At 46.8% G+C, this 15,712-nt stretch carries 16 protein-coding genes and 4 pseudogenes; 10 read left to right on the top strand and 10 right to left on the bottom strand.

What is annotated here, in order from left to right; all coding sequences use genetic code 11:
* The first annotated feature begins 449 nt into the window (after positions 1-449).
* The 6 genes and pseudogenes from coaBC to DBY86_RS13700 form a co-directional block, all read left to right on the top strand.
* Positions 450-1,658, top strand: a complete 1,209-nt coding sequence (gene coaBC / locus DBY86_RS07700) for a bifunctional phosphopantothenoylcysteine decarboxylase/phosphopantothenate--cysteine ligase CoaBC (RefSeq protein WP_107819544.1) — start codon at positions 450-452, stop codon at positions 1,656-1,658.
* Positions 1,659-1,681: 23 nt separating this feature from the next.
* Complete coding sequence (locus DBY86_RS07695) at positions 1,682-1,873, top strand: HNH endonuclease (RefSeq protein WP_234403416.1); 192 nt, start codon at positions 1,682-1,684, stop codon at positions 1,871-1,873.
* A gap of 2 nt (positions 1,874-1,875) precedes the next feature.
* Positions 1,876-2,103, top strand: a pseudogene (locus DBY86_RS07690) (SMI1/KNR4 family protein); the annotation flags it as partial.
* Between the two features lie 261 nt (positions 2,104-2,364).
* Positions 2,365-3,165 carry a hypothetical protein gene (locus tag DBY86_RS07685; protein ID WP_107819528.1) on the top strand — a complete coding sequence of 267 codons (801 nt, stop codon included), beginning with the start codon at positions 2,365-2,367 and terminating at the stop codon, positions 3,163-3,165.
* Positions 3,166-3,342: 177 nt separating this feature from the next.
* A pseudogene (locus tag DBY86_RS07680) lies at positions 3,343-3,594 on the top strand (SMI1/KNR4 family protein); the annotation flags it as partial.
* 218 nt (positions 3,595-3,812) lie between these two features.
* A pseudogene (locus tag DBY86_RS13700) lies at positions 3,813-3,920 on the top strand (hemagglutinin repeat-containing protein); the annotation flags it as partial.
* 68 nt (positions 3,921-3,988) lie between these two features.
* On the opposite strand, the gene DBY86_RS07670 reads toward DBY86_RS13700, so the two are convergent.
* From DBY86_RS07670 to gmk, 3 genes are all read right to left on the bottom strand, one after another.
* Complete coding sequence (locus DBY86_RS07670; RefSeq protein ID WP_107819543.1) at positions 3,989-6,145, bottom strand: RelA/SpoT family protein; 2,157 nt, start codon at positions 6,143-6,145, stop codon at positions 3,989-3,991.
* Positions 6,146-6,237: 92 nt separating this feature from the next.
* Complete coding sequence (gene rpoZ / locus DBY86_RS07665) at positions 6,238-6,444, bottom strand: DNA-directed RNA polymerase subunit omega (RefSeq protein ID WP_002212665.1); 207 nt, start codon at positions 6,442-6,444, stop codon at positions 6,238-6,240.
* A 58-nt stretch (positions 6,445-6,502) separates the two neighbouring features.
* Positions 6,503-7,120 carry a guanylate kinase gene (gmk, locus tag DBY86_RS07660; protein ID WP_107819527.1) on the bottom strand — a complete coding sequence of 206 codons (618 nt, stop codon included), beginning with the start codon at positions 7,118-7,120 and terminating at the stop codon, positions 6,503-6,505.
* Positions 7,121-7,247: 127 nt separating this feature from the next.
* Between gmk and DBY86_RS07655 the strand changes: the two genes are divergently transcribed.
* Positions 7,248-7,847: an adenine phosphoribosyltransferase gene (locus DBY86_RS07655; RefSeq protein ID WP_014580597.1), complete on the top strand. Its 600-nt coding sequence runs from the start codon at positions 7,248-7,250 to the stop codon at positions 7,845-7,847.
* Positions 7,848-7,893: 46 nt separating this feature from the next.
* Here DBY86_RS07655 and DBY86_RS07650 read toward each other — a convergent pair whose 3' ends face one another.
* Positions 7,894-8,682 carry a Cof-type HAD-IIB family hydrolase gene (locus DBY86_RS07650; protein ID WP_107819526.1) on the bottom strand — a complete coding sequence of 263 codons (789 nt, stop codon included), beginning with the start codon at positions 8,680-8,682 and terminating at the stop codon, positions 7,894-7,896.
* Between the two features lie 191 nt (positions 8,683-8,873).
* Here DBY86_RS07650 and trhP point away from each other — a divergent pair, with 191 nt between their 5' ends.
* A complete protein-coding gene (gene trhP, locus DBY86_RS07640; protein ID WP_107819542.1) occupies positions 8,874-10,229 on the top strand; it encodes a prephenate-dependent tRNA uridine(34) hydroxylase TrhP in 1,356 nt (451 codons plus the stop codon).
* Between the two features lie 97 nt (positions 10,230-10,326).
* Positions 10,327-10,839 (top strand): excinuclease, encoded by a 513-nt coding sequence (locus DBY86_RS07635; protein ID WP_416302143.1) that lies wholly within the window; start codon positions 10,327-10,329, stop codon positions 10,837-10,839.
* Positions 10,840-11,030: 191 nt separating this feature from the next.
* On the opposite strand, the gene DBY86_RS07630 is transcribed toward DBY86_RS07635, so the two are convergent.
* The 4 genes from DBY86_RS07630 to DBY86_RS07615 form a co-directional block, all read right to left on the bottom strand.
* Positions 11,031-11,417, bottom strand: coding sequence for a type II toxin-antitoxin system VapC family toxin (locus tag DBY86_RS07630; RefSeq protein ID WP_002218920.1), 387 nt, complete (start codon positions 11,415-11,417; stop codon positions 11,031-11,033).
* Complete coding sequence (locus DBY86_RS07625) at positions 11,414-11,659, bottom strand: type II toxin-antitoxin system Phd/YefM family antitoxin (protein ID WP_003706842.1); 246 nt, start codon at positions 11,657-11,659, stop codon at positions 11,414-11,416. Before DBY86_RS07625 ends, DBY86_RS07630 begins: the two co-directional genes overlap by 4 nt.
* 369 nt (positions 11,660-12,028) lie before the next feature.
* Positions 12,029-12,370, bottom strand: coding sequence for a type II toxin-antitoxin system RelE/ParE family toxin (locus tag DBY86_RS07620; RefSeq protein WP_002250719.1), 342 nt, complete (start codon positions 12,368-12,370; stop codon positions 12,029-12,031).
* Positions 12,358-12,645 carry a hypothetical protein gene (locus tag DBY86_RS07615; RefSeq protein ID WP_101127719.1) on the bottom strand — a complete coding sequence of 96 codons (288 nt, stop codon included), beginning with the start codon at positions 12,643-12,645 and terminating at the stop codon, positions 12,358-12,360. The genes DBY86_RS07620 and DBY86_RS07615 overlap by 13 nt, the downstream gene beginning before the upstream one ends.
* Positions 12,646-12,714: 69 nt before the next feature.
* Here DBY86_RS07615 and DBY86_RS13365 point away from each other — a divergent pair.
* Positions 12,715-12,825, top strand: a pseudogene (locus DBY86_RS13365) (excinuclease); the annotation flags it as partial.
* A 190-nt stretch (positions 12,826-13,015) separates the two neighbouring features.
* Here the strand turns inward: DBY86_RS13365 and DBY86_RS13065 are convergent.
* Together DBY86_RS13065 and DBY86_RS07600 are read right to left on the bottom strand one after the other, a co-directional pair.
* On the bottom strand, positions 13,016-14,635 hold the full coding sequence (locus DBY86_RS13065; protein ID WP_465119549.1) for a transferrin-binding protein-like solute binding protein: 1,620 nt from the start codon (positions 14,633-14,635) through the stop codon (positions 13,016-13,018).
* Positions 14,636-15,044: 409 nt separating this feature from the next.
* Entirely contained in the window at positions 15,045-15,674 is a 630-nt protein-coding gene (locus DBY86_RS07600; RefSeq protein WP_107819524.1) for a biliverdin-producing heme oxygenase, read from the bottom strand.
* Positions 15,675-15,712 lie beyond the last annotated feature (38 nt).

The raw sequence follows: 15,712 nt of genomic DNA, 5'->3' as shown, positions 1-15,712 counted from the left end.
TTAACTTCTGGTCTGCTTCAAAGAAACCGACAGGACAATGTTTAAAACATTATCTTGTCTGTCTTTTAAACAGTGTGAGGCTCAAGGCACTCACACTTATCGGTAATCTGTTTTGTTAAAGAGCGTTTGAACTACTTCATCACCGCCGTTTCGTCAGCAGCGAAGACGCGAACTATACGCTTGAAGACGTATACGGTCAATACTTTCAGTGGGATTTTTTCGGGAAATGTTGTCATATCTCTGTCGGATAAGGTTTTTTATTTCCGCCAAACGCTGCACCGCCTCCAATAATCCCTTCCTCCCCCTCCTCTGGCTGGTGCGCCTTTGTGAATATGCCGTCTGAAACTTGGGGCTTCAGACGGCATTTTGTATCCAAAACGGTAACTAATGTATCCGTACTTTGTTATAGAATGGCTGCTGTTTTTCTTCGTAATTTAGAAATTGTCAAAATGGGCAAACATATTCTTTTAGGTGTAACAGGCAGTATTGCAGCGTATAAGTCTTGCGAGTTGGTGCGGCTGCTGAAAAAACAGGGGCATTCGGTTACGGTGGTTATGAGCCGCTCGGCAACTGAATTTGTTTCTCCGCTGACTTTTCAGGCTTTGAGCTGCAATCCCGTTCTGACCGACACGCACGGTGGCAACGGGTCAAACGGTATGGAACATATCAACTTAACCCGGAATGCGGATGTTTTTCTGATTGCGCCGGCAAGTATGAATACCGTGGCAAAAATCTGTAACGGCGTGGCAGATAACCTACTGACCAATCTGGCAGCCGCACGGAAATGTCCTCTTGCCATCGCTCCTGCCATGAATGTGGAAATGTGGCTGAATCCTGCCAACCAAAGGAATATCACTCAACTGGCTTCAGACGGCATTACTGTCTATATGCCGGGCTTGGGCGAACAGGCTTGCGGAGAAAATGGTATGGGAAGGATGCCGGAGCCAGCAGAATTGCTGGACCTGCTTCCGGATTTATGGACACCGAAAATTTTAAAGGGCAAGAAAATCTTGATTACCGCAGGTGCGACATTTGAAGCCATTGACCCTGTCAGGGGCATCACAAATATTTCCAGCGGGAAAATGGGCGTAGCTTTGGCGCGGGCGTGCCGTGCCGCCGGTGCGGAAGTCAGCCTGATTTACGGGCAACTTCAAACCGAACTGCCTTTCGGCATATCCGATACGGTTCAAGCCGTCAGTGCCGAAGATATGCATCGCGCAGTGCATCGTTTAATCGACAAACAAGATGCTTTTATTTCTGTTGCCGCCGTCTCAGACTATAAGGTTAAAAACAGGAGTACGCAAAAATTCAAAAAAGATAAAAATGCCAAACCGTTATCCATCGAATTAGATGAAAACCCTGATATTTTGGCTTCCATTGCCTCATTGCCGAACCCGCCGTTCTGCATCGGTTTTGCCGCTGAAACGGAGAATGTAATGGCATATGCGCGGGAAAAACGTATTAAGAAAAAAATACCGGTGATAGTTGCCAATGATGTTTCAATCGCAATGGGCAAACCGACCAACCGGATTACCATTATCGGGGACGACGGGGAACTGTCTTTCCCCGAAACAAGTAAAAATGAAGCGGCAATGCGGATTGTTGAAAGGCTTGCCGTATATTTGAACAAATACGGGACAGATGAAGGCAGCTACTAAAGATTTATGGAAAACTATTGAACGTGGACAAGTTGCCCAAAAATCAATTTACTAATGAACAAATAACGAAGATTAAAGCAGGAAATGAAAAAATTCCTGGTTATACATGGCATCATAATGCGCAAAGCTCTCCTAATAATATGCAGTTAATTCCTAATAGTATTCATAAAGCTGTTAGGCATACCGGTCAAAAATCGTTAAAGAAAGATTGGTGAACATGGAAGAACTATCAATATCATCAGATGAGGGATTGGTTCCAATAAGAACAATTCAACAATTTGCTGAAGATGCAGGGGTCGTTTTTCCTGTTTCATATGTATCACTTCTTAGCAAACATGATCATTTATACCCTAAAGAAAATATTTTCAATTTTGTCAATCAATACGGTGAAAATGATGAAAGGGACATTTCATTTTTAGGGTATAAGCAAAATTTAGGCTATGAAGCTTAGACAAATACCCTCCATTTGAAGGCTATGTCTATCAAGATGGCTTACTCTGTGCCCGAATCAAGATTGAAGACAGGTATTTTAATCTTCCTCCGATTTACGATAAAGAGTACAGATAGTAATCGCATCAAGATTCGGATAGAGATACATAAATGTATATAAACAATAAGTGTTGAAACAATTATATCGGTGGTAGTGATGGACTGGAGAATCTCGCCCTTTGTAAAATGACTGTCCGAGACTAGACTGGAGGTTGCAATGGCAATAGACGGAGTAAAGATTATAGACAGCGATGATGCTTACGATATCTATAACACCATAGTGGGAAGATATAAAAACGGCGAAAATATTGCTAAGATAATCGAAGATATTTTAAATGATGAAAATAATTTTTGTATAGATGATTTTTATACTGAGATTTATTGGACAGCCTTTGCCTACTCCTTGTGGAAGATTGGACATTTACCAGAAGACATAAAAAATAAAACTCTCAAAATTATCGAAAAAGGAGCGGATAAGTTCTGGCTTGAAATTGACAGCAAAGCATTGAAACAAAGACAGAAAGTACTTGATAAACTAGCTATTCAGCTACAAAGTGTCAATCCGAAACCTCTTAAAGTTCCAAAGGCAAAAACAAAGAGGGAGCCGTACTTTAAGGTAGGAGATGTGCTTGTGGTCCAATTTGAAAATGAATACGGAGTCGGTTTTGTTTCAGCTCTCGACCAAAGTACGAGAAAAATAGAATATCACCTAGCCTTTACAAGGTTGCTACAAAAGAATAAGCCCACTATGACAGATTTTTTGAATAGCGAGATTGCTTGCAAGATGAATAATAGACAGTATGCTATTGATACTGACTGTTGGTTTAATCACAAGGATTTGGGGCTTTTACTAGATAAATTTGAGAAGATTGGTAAGGTCATATTAGAAGATTATGTTCTGTGGACTTTAGCACCTGCCTGCACCTTGGGTGATATCTATGAAGAAATCACAGCGAGTAAGGGAGCCCGAGGTCTTCGTTTTATGGAGACGTATAAATTGATAAAAGCTATGGAATAAATGAGGAAGATAAGGGTTTAGATGGGAAAGGAATCTGTTTCAAAGCATATCCTAGATTATACATCATGATTCTAGCTTATCTTTAAAATATAAATTTCTGTGAAATAGCTGATAAAATTCTCTAAACTTCTAGTTTTAGCTAGAAGTTTTTTATATATAAAAATTTTACACATTTCTGAAGATATTTATAGCTATTCATGTATTGATGATGAATATGGGTATACAAAAAAAGTGATTGCTTTTGGGATTTCAGCTAATGGCGATTATATCTGTTTTGATTACAGAAAATGCAATGAAAATCCATGTATCATTCTGATGTATCATGATGATTTTTATGAAGATGAGAATGGAGATACGAAAATGGTAACTAGCCATATTGCAGATAGTTTTGATGCCTTTTTGGATATGCTGTATGAACTTTCAGATTAAGTGTGTAAGTTGAGTTGAAAACCCAACTAAATTAAAAAGATCTTCTGAAATCAGCAAGCTGTAGCCCATATGAAACCTAAACTTAACAAGTAGGATGTGTGCGGAACACACGTATGCGCTTCTCAAGGTTTGAGCTAAGAGGCCGTCTGAAACAATAAATACAGTTTCAGACGGCCTTTCTTTTAACAAATCGTAACAGCAATCAGACAAAAGCAGCCTACCGCCACACCCATATCAGCAGCACGGCCGGCAAAACGATTATCCGAAGCGGCGGGGATACCACCCTCAAAGGTGCGCAGCTTATCGTCAAAAGCATACAGGCAGATAAGCAATTGAACGGATAAACCATAAAACGGGTTTCCTGTTAATCAAAAGGCAACCTGTTTTACCTGCTTCAACTTCTGATGACTTTGCGGATATATGGGATGCTGTGCAGATTTTGAATAATCTGATTCAACTGATCCAAATTCTTGACTTTCAATAAGAATTTAAATTCGACAAAACCTTCCGTTCCCGACTGGGATTTGGACGGTGTTTCGACCGACTCGATGTCCGCCCCGGAATCGGAAATCGCTTGCGCCATTAATGCCAACAGGCCGTGGCTGTCTTCCGATTGGACTTGAAGCCCGACACGGTAGTTCTGCCCGTTCATATTTTCCCAGTCTGCATCCAGCTGCTGTTCGGGATCGGACTTCAACAACGTCGGGCAGGTATCCCTATGGATAATCATGCCTTTTCCCTTAACCAACAGCAAACGGATGGAATCGCCGGGAACAGGGTGGCAACACTCTGCAAAATGAATATGTCCGCTTTCCTGTCCATCAACTTTAATGGAACTGAGCCTGACCTCGCTGCCGAAATGCTCCCCTGCCAATTCGGCGATATGCATGGCGACATAAACAGGCAGGGTATGCCCCATACCGACGTTGTACAGCACTTCTTCAAATGAAGTCTGTTTGTCGTTGAGATCGGCAAGGTATTTTTCTTTGATGCCGTCTGAAAGCAGGACATCTTTGGGCAGCAAACTGGACAGGGCTTTTTGTAAGAGGCTCTCTCCCAAAACGACCGCATCGTGCCGGTTAAGGTTTTTAATATATTGGCGTATGGCGCTGCGCGCCCTGCCTGACACGGCGAAATTCAACCATGCAGGATTTGGTTTGGCATGTTCAGATGTAATAATTTCGACGGAATCGCCGGTTTTGAGCTTCGTACGCAACGGCATCATGATATTGTTGATACGTGCAGCAACGGTTTTGTGCCCAATATCGGTATGCACCGCATAAGCAAAATCGATAGGTGTTGCACCCTTGGGCAATGTTAGGATTTTTCCTTTTGGCGTAAGGATATAGATTTCGTTTGGAAACAAATCTACCTTAACGTGTTCGAGAAACTCAATGGCATTTGCGCTGCTTGCCTGCAAGTCTAAAATGTTTTTCAACCATTGATTGGTGTGCAGCACCGCCTGATCGACCGTTTTGGAATCTGATTTATAGCTCCAATGTCCGGCGATTCCACCTTCGGCAACAGCATCCATTTCCCTGGTACGTATCTGCACTTCAACCGGCAAACCATAAGGCCCGACCAAAGTCGTATGCAGACTTTGATAACCGTTGCTTTTCGGAATAGCGATGTAGTCTTTGAACCGTCCGGGTTTGGGCTGATAGAGGTTGTGCAATGCTCCGAGCGCAGCATAACATGCAGGAATACTGTTAACGATGACACGGAAACCGTAAATATCCATAACTTCGGAGAAATGCAGTTTTTTTTCTAACATTTTCCGATAAATGCCGTACAGGTTCTTTTCCCGACCCTTGATTTTGGCTTCTATGTTCGCACCTACCAAACGCTGGCTGAACGCACGCAAAATCTTTCCAACAACATCCTGCCTGTTTTTCCGACTCTTATCCATCGCCTTTTTCATGGTTTCATAGCGATTGGGATGGAGATTCTGGAAAGATAAATCCTGAAGCTCTTGATATGCATTATTCAAACCTATACGGTTGGCAATTTGCGCATAGATTTCAAGGGTTTCTCTTGCAATACGGCGACGCTTGTCGGGACGCATCGAACCGAGTGTCCGCATATTATGCAGACGGTCAGCAAGTTTAACGACAATCACGCGTACATCTTTGGTCATCGCCAAAATCAGTTTGCGGAAACTCTCCGCCTGATGCTCTGCATGATCTTCAAATTTGAGTTTTTCGAGTTTGGACAGCCCGTCCACCATCTCAGCAATCGTATTGCCGAATCTTGCTGCCATCTCCTCTTTCGTAACGCCTGTATCTTCCAGCACATCGTGCATCACACCCGCACAAAGACCCTGTACGTCCATATGCCAAACCGCAAGCTGTGTCGCAACGGCAATCGGATGCGTAATGTATGGTTCCCCGCTTTTCCGGGTTTGTCCGTCATGAGCGTGAAATGCATAGGCAACAGCCTTCTCGAGCTCAACCTGTTCTTCAGGCTTGAGATAGGAAGCGGTATGGAAAAGCAGGACACGCGCTTCGGCGGTCAGGGGATCGTAAGGGGCGGAAGGTTGGGGGGCGGGCATTTCAGACGGCTTTCGGAACATATTTTATTTTTCGTTTCAAACCGTCGGACTGCACGGCGGCAGAATGTGCCGACGTGCGTTTCCGGCAGGATTTATTTATTGCGCGTCAGCAGTTCCGTACCGATATGCCCGGCGGCGATTTCCCTTAAGGCGGTAACGGTCGGTTTGTTATTGCGGACATCGTCCACAAGCGGCGTATTGCCATTCTCAAGCTGGCGGGCGCGGCGGGCCGCTACCAATGTCAGGTCAAAATGGTTGGAAATTTTTCCGGTACAGTCTTCGGTGGTAATACGTGCCATATTATTTGCTTTCTTTCAAAAATATTTAAATTGGGAAACCGAGTATTTTCGCGGTTTTTTAGGAATTTTCCAACAAATCTGCAATAAATCCCAGTTGCCTCGACCTTTTCAGACGGCAGGCATTCACAATATGGAGCAAATCCTCCTCCGCCCGCGCCAAGTCGTCATTGACCACGACAAAGTCGAACAATACGGACTGTTCGATTTCATGCCTTGCCTTCGACAGCCTCCTTTGGATAACTTCCCGACTGTCCGTCCCGCGTCCGTTGAGGCGCGCGGCAAGTACGTCGAAAGAAGGCGGCAGAATAAAGATGCCGACGGCTTCGGGCAGCGCATCTCGAACCTGCGCCGCGCCCTGAACGTCGATTTCCAAAATCACGTCATAGCCTGCCGCCGCCAACGCATTCACGCCCTCCGCGCTTGTGCCGTAATAGTTGCCGAATACATCGGCGTATTCCAAAAAAGCCTCCTGCGCGATAAGCGACTCAAACTCTTCTTTGGAAACAAAGTGATAATGTACGCCGTTTACTTCGCCTTCACGCGGCGGACGCGTCGTGTGCGACACGGAAACGCGCAAACCGTTATGGTTTGCCAACAGCCGCGACACCAGCGTGGTTTTGCCCGTGCCGGAAGCGGCCGAAATGATAAAGATGTTGCCTTTTCGATAAGCGGACATATTTTTTACCTGTATATTTTCCGACCGATTGTATCACAACGGACACTAGGTTTCCTATTTGCCGATGCCCATATTTTGCCGCTATTGTTTTGATTGATTTGGCAAGCGGCAGGCTGACGGCTACAATATGGCGTTAAAAACATCAAACATGGAACACACAATGCTGGTTCATCCCGAAGCTATGAGTGTCGGCGCGCTTGCCGACAAAATCCGCAAAATCGAAAACTGGCCGCAAAAAGGCATCTTATTCCACGACATCACGCCCGTCCTGCAAAGTGCGGAATACTTCCGCCTTTTGGTCGATTTATTGGTTTACCGCTATATGGATCAGAAAATCGACATCGTTGCCGGTTTGGACGCGCGCGGCTTCATTATCGGCGCGGCACTCGCCTACCAGCTCAACGTCGGTTTCGTCCCCATCCGCAAAAAAGGCAAGCTGCCTTTTGAAACCGTATCGCAAAGCTACGCGCTCGAATACGGGGAAGCTGCGGTGGAAATCCACACCGATGCCGTCAAACCCGGTTCGCGCGTGCTGCTGGTCGATGATTTGGTTGCCACGGGCGGCACGATGCTTGCCGGACTGGAACTGATCCGCAAACTCGGCGGAGAAATTGTCGAAGCCGCCGCCATTTTAGAATTTACCGACCTTCAAGGCGGCAAAAATATCCGTGCAAGCGGCGCGCCCTTATTTACCCTGCTTCAAAACGAAGGCTGCATGAAGGGCTGAAAAACCGACCCTGCCGTCTGAAACCGGCAGGGTTGTTATTATGCGTTCAAATCACGCCCAAATCTTGCAAACCCCTCAACACACCATCCTCATCAACGCCGGGGCAAACATATTTCGCCACTTCTTTCGCCGCCTGTTCCCCGTTGCCCATTGCCACGCCGAACCCGACTTCAGACAGCATTTCCACATCGTTCAAACCGTCGCCGAACGCCATCACGTCTGCCATTTCCAAACCCAATGCGCGCACCACGCTTCTGATGCCGTCTGTTTTCGACGCACCCGCAGGCAGCAGATCGACCGCTTCCTCGTGCCAGCGCACCGTTTTCAAGCCTTCCCGTTCCACAATATCCGACCAGAGCGGCATTTCGTTTTCCTCCGCAAACACCAGCATCTGATACACCGGTTTGCTTGAGAAATAATCCTTATCGGCAAAAAAATCGCTGGCGATATGCTTCAAGGCGCGGCACACGCATTCCGACAGCGCGGACACCGCAATCCCCTCTCCACCGACAAACGCATAATCCATACCCAAGCCATCCAAATGCGCGCAAACCCTGCCCATCAAACCGGCATCCATCGGTACTTCGCGCACAGTTTTTCCGTGCAGCAGCGCAAACTGCCCGTTTATCGTTACCACGGCATCCATACCCGTTTCCGCCATCATGTCCCTGACCTTTTCGGGAATCGTCACCAAAGACCGCCCCGTTGCCAACGCCGTCAATATACCTTTGCCGCGCAAAGCCGCCACCGCCGTTTTCACGGAAGGGCGCAAGGTATCCGTATATTTGCGGTACAGCGTATCGTCAATGTCGAAAAACACGATTTTAGGATTCATCACATTCTCTCTCTCGCATTCAAACTGCCGCATTGTATCCCAAGCAGGCAAATACTTGATAAATCCTTATAAATTTCCCGTCAAAATTGACCGAAAATACAAAAAGGCGGATAATCCGCCCATCTTCAAACACCCTTCAGACGGCATTTGCAGCAATGCCGTCTGAAACATTTTTACAAAGCATACAAATCATGAAAGCACCCGAACTCTTATTGCCAGCAGGCGGTCTCGAACGTATGCGCGCCGCCTACGACTACGGCGCAGACGCCGTTTATGCCGGCAGTCCGCGTTACTCCCTGCGCGCCCGCAACAACGAATTTGCCAAACTCGACGTTCTCGAGCAAGGCATTAAAGAAGCGCACGAGTGCAACAAAAAATTCTTTTTGACCGTCAATACGCTGCCGCACAACTCCAAACTCAAAACCTTCGTTTCCGACATGGAGCCCTTGATTGCCATGAAACCCGACGCGCTGATTATGGCGGATCCTGGTTTGATTATGACCGTGCGCGAAAAATGGCCGGAAATGCCGATCCACCTGTCCGTACAGGCCAACACCACCAACTACTGGGGCGTGAAATTCTGGCAGAACATCGGCGTCGAACGCATCATCCTGTCGCGCGAATTGAGCATGGAAGAAATCGCCGAAATCCGCCAAGAATGCCCCGACATCGAACTCGAAGTCTTCATCCACGGCGCATTGTGCATCGCCTACTCAGGCCGCTGCCTGCTCTCCGGCTATTTCAACCACCGCGACCCCAACCAAGGCACCTGCACCAACTCCTGCCGTTGGGATTACAAAGTCCATAACGCCGTCGAAAGCGATGCGGGCGACGCCCAGCTTCTGCAAGGTTTCAACTTTGAAAAAGCCCAAGAAGAAGCCAACCAAAACTTTGAAGGCATCAACGGTCAGAAACGCCATCCCTACGCCGACAAAGTTTTCCTGATTGAAGAGTCCAACCGCCCGGGCGAGATGATGCCGATTATGGAAGACGAACACGGCACCTACATCATGAATTCCAAAGACCTGCGCGGTATCGAAGTGGTCGAAAAACTCGCCAAAATCGGCGTGGACAGCCTCAAAGTCGAAGGCCGCACCAAGTCGCTCTATTATGTTGCACGCGTCGCCCAGTCCTACCGCAAAGCGATTGATGATGCCGTTGCAGGTCGTCCGTTCGATTACAGCCTGTTGAGCGAACTTGAAGGCCTCGCCAACCGGGGCTACACCAGCGGCTTCCTCGAGCGCCACCAAACCCAAGACTATCAAAACTACCTCAGCGGCCATTCCACCGCCAAACAAAGCCAATACGTCGGCCACGTTACCGAAATCGACGAAAACGGCTGGGCAACAGTGGAAGTCAAAAACCGCTTTGCCGTCGGCGATTCGCTCGAAATCATCCACCCGAGCGGCAACCAAACCATCAAATTGGAACAAATGACCCGTAAAGGCCAGCCTGTCGATGTCGCACCCGGCAACGGTATTCAGGTCAAAATCCCGAATATGCAAGGCAAAGAAAAAGCCCTCATCGCACGCGTATTGAACCCCTGAGCCACAATGCCGTCTGAACCCCCGTTTTCAGACGGCATTTTGTTGAATCTTACTGTACAATGCTAATGATTTCCCACAGCAAACAAGGACATCCGACATGAAAAAAATCCTCATACTCTCCGCCGCCGCCCTGATGCTGGCAGCCTGCCAATCCGGCCGCGCGCCTAAAAACGTACACACGGCATCCGCCGGCACACCGGCCGGAGAATCATGCAAAGTCATCCGGGGCGACACCGCAGGAAGCGGCAAAAACATCATTTACCGTTGCAGCAACGGTCAGGCGGCAATAAATGCAGCCATTGCAGACGGCGTATTGGAATCCGGGATTCCCGTCAGCTTTGGCGGTGGGGGCGTACCGGTTGCAAACGGCAGAAATTTGGTTACACGGCAAGCAGCAAACGGCGTAGGCAAATCCGACTCCGAGGCCTGCGAACGCGCCCTAATCAATGCAGCCCGCAAATTCCAACAGACCGCAGGCAAACTCGGCGGACGCAGTGTTACCGGCTTCCAGAGCTACTTCGACAAGCAGCCGCTGCAAGGCGGGCAATACGACTGTCAGGCAGGCTCGTTCCACGTCCGCGTGGTCATGCGCGCCAATGTCGTCCGTTAACATATCGGCAATCAAAAAATGCCGTCTGAAACATTTTTCAGACGGCATTTTTAATCCCCTTGCCTGATTGTGCGGCAGATTCAAATCGGGGCACACCTATAGGCCGCGACGGAAGTCTGGCTTTTAAGCGAAGACAATAACCGAAAAGACCGCCTCAGCGGTCTTTCTTGTGTACACAGTTTTTATATTTGTCAGCTTGATGCATTGACAACTCTAATTCCATATTGCGGAATATATTCATCGACAGTCATCAGTTCAAAGCCTTCCGCTTGGGTTTGTGCAATCAACATCCTATCGAAAGGGTCTTTGTGTATTTCCGGAAGGCTTCCAGCCTGTTTTGCATGAAACAGACCTATAGGCAGCATTTCAAAATCCTCTTCTTGAAGCACATCAAAAAACTCTTCCGGTAATTTCAACAACCCCTTGTTCTGCTTGATGGAAATTTCCCAAATACTTGCTGCACTGACAAAGATCGCATTTCTCGGATTTTCTATCAGTTTGCGTGCAGATGTCCCCAGTTTCTTGTCATCCAACAACCACCACAGCAAAGCATGGGTATCAAGCAGAATCTTTCTCACAGAGCCGACTCCTCAAATAAAGCTGCCGTTTCATTGTCATTCTCAAGAATACGTGAAATATCCGTATTTTCCATATGACTGAATTTTTTCAACCTTCCTGCATTTCGTGCCGGTTTTTCAATACCGGTTAGTTGGACGCAAGGCTTACCTGCCTTCGCAATAATAACGATTTCCCCTGCTTCTGCTCTTTGAATCAATTGACTCAAATTGGTTTTTGCCTGATGAATATTCGCTTGAAACATAACACTTCTCATGATTAGCTAACTTAACTAATATACATCATTACCAAAATTTTGGGAATCTCATTACATATATTTGATTATATCCGCCGTTTTATTCACACCTTGCTATTTAGTAACAATCTTCGGCAACCAAAAATGCCGTCTGAAACATTTTTCAGACGGCATTTTTAATCCCCTTGCCTTATTGTGCGGCAGATTCAGATCGGGACACTCCATACTTCCATATCTGCACCGTTCAAACATCCCGCCTGCGGAACGGAATCAAAGCGGCAGTCCGGTTATGTTCTTGAAGGCGGTTTATCCGAACGTGCCGCAATAAAGCCGAAACGCATTGCCCCGCACAAGGGAAAGCCGCCAAACCAAATGACGTTATAAAAAAGGAAAGCTCAGGCGGTAGGCATTTTCACGGAAATGCCTCACCGTCAAAATCAATATTTGCTTACCTGATTTATCGTGCCAAAACAAATAGCTATAACCGCTTTTGCCATAGGGCACGATTACTTCCCTTACATTTTGCAAAGTTTCCCCCGCCACCGACAAATCATAAGGTTTCCCATTACTCGGGCTGCTTTGTGTAGAAACAAAAGAATTTTTAAGCAGCCGCATCACTGTATTTGCCTGACGTTCCGCACCCAAATCATTCAAAAAATTATAAATCCTGACCAAATCAGATTGAGCGGGGCGTGTAATTATCAACTTCACTTGCGGCATTCGGGCATATCCTTTGATCCATCGCCATCCAAGCCGTCCACCCAGTCCGCAAACTCATTAAGCGTAATATGCAATCCTGTTTCCCGATAATCCTGAAAAGCCTGCATCGCCCGCTTATCGTAGGCTTGTTTGGCTTTCAAGCGTTCTATATGACCATCCACCGCATCCAATACGATACTGTGCACACTGCCCCCGAAATCCCGGGCCAGCTCTTGTAAAACGGCTTTGCGGTATCCCAGTTTGACACCGGTTACTTCCTGATTGGTAAGCATCATTATTTTCCCATAAATCAAACGTCTGACACGGCATTATAAACACAATGCGGTATCTGCCGCCACCCTTGCGGACGCGGCGTTACCGGCTTCCACAGCTACTTCGACAAGCAGCCGCTGCAAGGCGGGCAATTCGACTGTCAGGCAGGCTCGTTCCACGTCCGCGTGGTCATCGTCCGTTAAACATATCGGCAATCAAAAAATGCCGTCTGAAACATTTTTCAGACGGCATAGTTCATAAATCAAATCGGTAATACAGATAATCGTTCAATTAGGATTGCTTCTGCAGGCAGGTCAACACATCAAAGTGTTGACCGATACCCTGTCCGAAGGAAACCCGAACTGTTCCCGACTGTGAAACATAGGATAAATATCAACGGGCATCTGCTTCTTTTTTGCCTGCAAATACGCCGAAGCCGTCTTTTCTATTATCTTGATTTTTATAGTCGTATCTGCCTGCCATTTCCGCGCCATCTTGACCATAAAATTTCCCGGAAATATCGCCTTGATCATTATCCGATTTCCACTTACCTTGAAATCCACTTCCATCGATACTTGCAGTAAATTCTTGCATCCCCATACCTGAAGGATCTTTGGTATCAATTTTTCCTGTTAAGGTTTTCTGTGAGAAATCAACATTTGCCGTAAATGTTCCTGCAGCTTGATATGCACTATTATTAAACCAATTGTTTTCGTATGCTTTCTTAAAATGCAGCACCTTTCCATTGTATGTTGCATTACCCACCGGCAATTGTTCTGTCGGTTTACCCTGTACAAAAAGGGTGTATGTGCCGTCTTCTAATTTAACAGCTCCATAAATCAGATTCTTATATTGTTTTTGAGAAACCATTACCTTGTCAAAATCACTCATCAAACCGGGGTGATTTCTACTTGATACTGGCTCATCAGCTTTCGTTAAGTCAATGGTTTCCCCATCAATCATCAACGTCGTGATTTCTCCCGTGCCGTCAAAATATTTCTCGCCAAACACGCCTGTTTTAGGTCGGTTATCGGCAGCATTTTGGGCTTGTTGGTCTTGATCTTGGGGAGAATGGGCGGCCGGGTTGTCGCCATCCGCCCGTCTGGCATCACTGCCGGGCATACGGTTGTTTTCAGGCTGCGTCTCGGGTGTGCCGGCTGCCGGCGCATTATCATTATGTTCATGTCCGGTTTCTTCAGAAGAAGGAGCTGCCTTCATCTCCGGATTTTCGCTTACAGCGTTTTCTTCCGTACCATCTTGAGATTTCGCATCTTTCGGCGCATCGGTATCTTGATTGCCGCCATCCGCCCCTACGGCATCACTGCCGGGCATACGGTTGTGTTCAGGCTGCGTCTCGGGTGTGCCGGTTGCCGGCGCATTATCATTATGTTCATGTCCGGTTTCTTCAGAAGAAGGAGCTGCCTTCATCTCCGCATCTTCGCTTACAGCGTTTTCTTCCGTACCATCTTGAGATTCCGCATTTTTCGGCGCATCGGTATCTTGATTGCTGCCATCCGTCCCTCCGGCATCACTGTCGGGCATACGTTCTTTTTCAGGCTGCTTGCCGGATGTGCCGGTTGCCGGAGCATTATCATTTCTGAAACCTGTAGTTTCCTTAGTGAAAGTTACTACGTAGTTAAAGTTTTTCACATCAGTATCTTGCTCAAATACTATTTCTTCTTTTACCTTATATCCATGTTTAGCTAATTCATTTGCTTTAGCTTGAATTTTTGCTTTAACTAATTCTTTTACTTTATCTTCAGTTGTTGAATTTGTGACAGTTACTGTATTATTCTCTCCGGGATCAGCGAAAAATCCATGAATATCTGGCATTCCATCATAATTATAACTTATGTTTATTGTTCCTTCAGGTTCATTTACAGAACGTGCTACTCTTCTAGCTGTTGCTCGATATTCTCCTGCTCTTCTAAAACTTGAAGTCCCTTCTGAAGTTGAAGAAGGTGGTGTTGATTCTGTTGAAGTTTCCACATGTTGGGGCGCATCATTTTGCACTCCGCCATCAGCGCCTGCCTGCGCGGTTTCCCCTTCTCCCTGCGTATCTTTAGGCGGTATTTCTGTTTTGGATTCTCTTCCATCCCCGCCCGAAGCAGTGCCTGCCGTATCAGCACCCGTGGCAGGGCTTACCGTATCAGCGGGGGGGGGGGGTAACTTTATTTGACGGCGTTTCTGAGGATTTGACTACAGGTGTACCCCCTCCCCCTGAAATACAGGCGGAAAGGGCGAGGATGGATGCCATTGCAAGCAGGCTCGGTTTGAAAGGAATCGTCATAATTATCTCCTATGGCATATTTTTAATGAAAAATATGATAATTATTTGTATTTGATGGTTTATAAAAATGCCGTCATTCGCGGCAGGAAATACGACCCTGCTTCACAAACCGGGGCAGGGTCGTAAAATACATTAGTGCCTGTGCGGCATCATTCCTTCGGGAGCTTCGGCATCTGCTGCCAAGCCGAAAGTTTCGCGCAACACGACTTTATAGAAGGCAAATGCTTCGCGCGCGCCTTGGATGGCTTCCGCTTCGGCTTCCGGAGTTAAGTTCAAGGCATTCAGATGCTCGACAAAGGCACGCCAGTGTTTGCCGCGTCCGTCGGGATGGGGTGCGAGGTGGCGTGCGCCGCGTTCGCCGTTGTATTCGAGTTTTTGCGCGTGTTTGAACAAGAATGCCGCGCCCAAATTAGAACCTTCGGCGCAATACAGCCAGCCGATGGCTTTATTGCCGGTTTCGTGTGGCAATTCTTTGTCAAATTTGTAAGGCTCTTCGCCCAAGTCTTTCAAGTCTTGCGTTACGGCATCGTATCGCGCCATATATTCCAACTCAGGAATGGCTTTGTTTAATTCGGCATCTTTATAGATATGATCGACGGCTTTGTGGAAAACGGATTGGAGTTTCAAAAATTTGATGTAGTTTTCTTTGCTGACAAACGGTTGGACAGACATAACGAGGTTATCCACGCTGTCGTGAACCGCCGTGGTATCCGCCTTCAGACGTTTGGCAAACGTCAGGGCTTGATTTTCGGTTTCGCTCATAGCTTTTCCTTTGTCGGTAAGGGATAAGGATGCGGTGC

Origin of the sequence: Neisseria bergeri (genome assembly GCA_003044455.1) — a bacterium.
Classification (GTDB): Bacteria; Pseudomonadota; Gammaproteobacteria; order Burkholderiales; family Neisseriaceae; genus Neisseria; species Neisseria bergeri.
The sequence above is the reverse complement of the archived record's forward strand: the minus strand, read 5'-3'. Positions and strand labels throughout refer to the sequence as shown.

What these genes read in the sequence shown, in the direction of transcription:
- coaBC (WP_107819544.1), top strand. Translation starts at nt 450, where the DNA reads ATGGGCAAACATATTCTTTTAGGTGTAACAGGCAGTATTGCAGCGTAT.
- DBY86_RS07685 (WP_107819528.1), top strand. Translation starts at nt 2,365, where the DNA reads ATGGCAATAGACGGAGTAAAGATTATAGACAGCGATGATGCTTACGAT.
- DBY86_RS07670 (WP_107819543.1), bottom strand. Translation starts at nt 6,145, where the DNA reads ATGCCCGCCCCCCAACCTTCCGCCCCTTACGATCCCCTGACCGCCGAA.
- rpoZ (WP_002212665.1), bottom strand. Translation starts at nt 6,444, where the DNA reads ATGGCACGTATTACCACCGAAGACTGTACCGGAAAAATTTCCAACCAT.
- gmk (WP_107819527.1), bottom strand. Translation starts at nt 7,120, where the DNA reads ATGTCCGCTTATCGAAAAGGCAACATCTTTATCATTTCGGCCGCTTCC.
- DBY86_RS07655 (WP_014580597.1), top strand. Translation starts at nt 7,248, where the DNA reads ATGGCGTTAAAAACATCAAACATGGAACACACAATGCTGGTTCATCCC.
- DBY86_RS07650 (WP_107819526.1), bottom strand. Translation starts at nt 8,682, where the DNA reads ATGAATCCTAAAATCGTGTTTTTCGACATTGACGATACGCTGTACCGC.
- trhP (WP_107819542.1), top strand. Translation starts at nt 8,874, where the DNA reads ATGAAAGCACCCGAACTCTTATTGCCAGCAGGCGGTCTCGAACGTATG.
- DBY86_RS07635 (WP_416302143.1), top strand. Translation starts at nt 10,327, where the DNA reads ATGAAAAAAATCCTCATACTCTCCGCCGCCGCCCTGATGCTGGCAGCC.
- DBY86_RS07625 (WP_003706842.1), bottom strand. Translation starts at nt 11,659, where the DNA reads ATGTTTCAAGCGAATATTCATCAGGCAAAAACCAATTTGAGTCAATTG.
- DBY86_RS07620 (WP_002250719.1), bottom strand. Translation starts at nt 12,370, where the DNA reads ATGCCGCAAGTGAAGTTGATAATTACACGCCCCGCTCAATCTGATTTG.
- DBY86_RS07615 (WP_101127719.1), bottom strand. Translation starts at nt 12,645, where the DNA reads ATGATGCTTACCAATCAGGAAGTAACCGGTGTCAAACTGGGATACCGC.
- DBY86_RS07600 (WP_107819524.1), bottom strand. Translation starts at nt 15,674, where the DNA reads ATGAGCGAAACCGAAAATCAAGCCCTGACGTTTGCCAAACGTCTGAAG.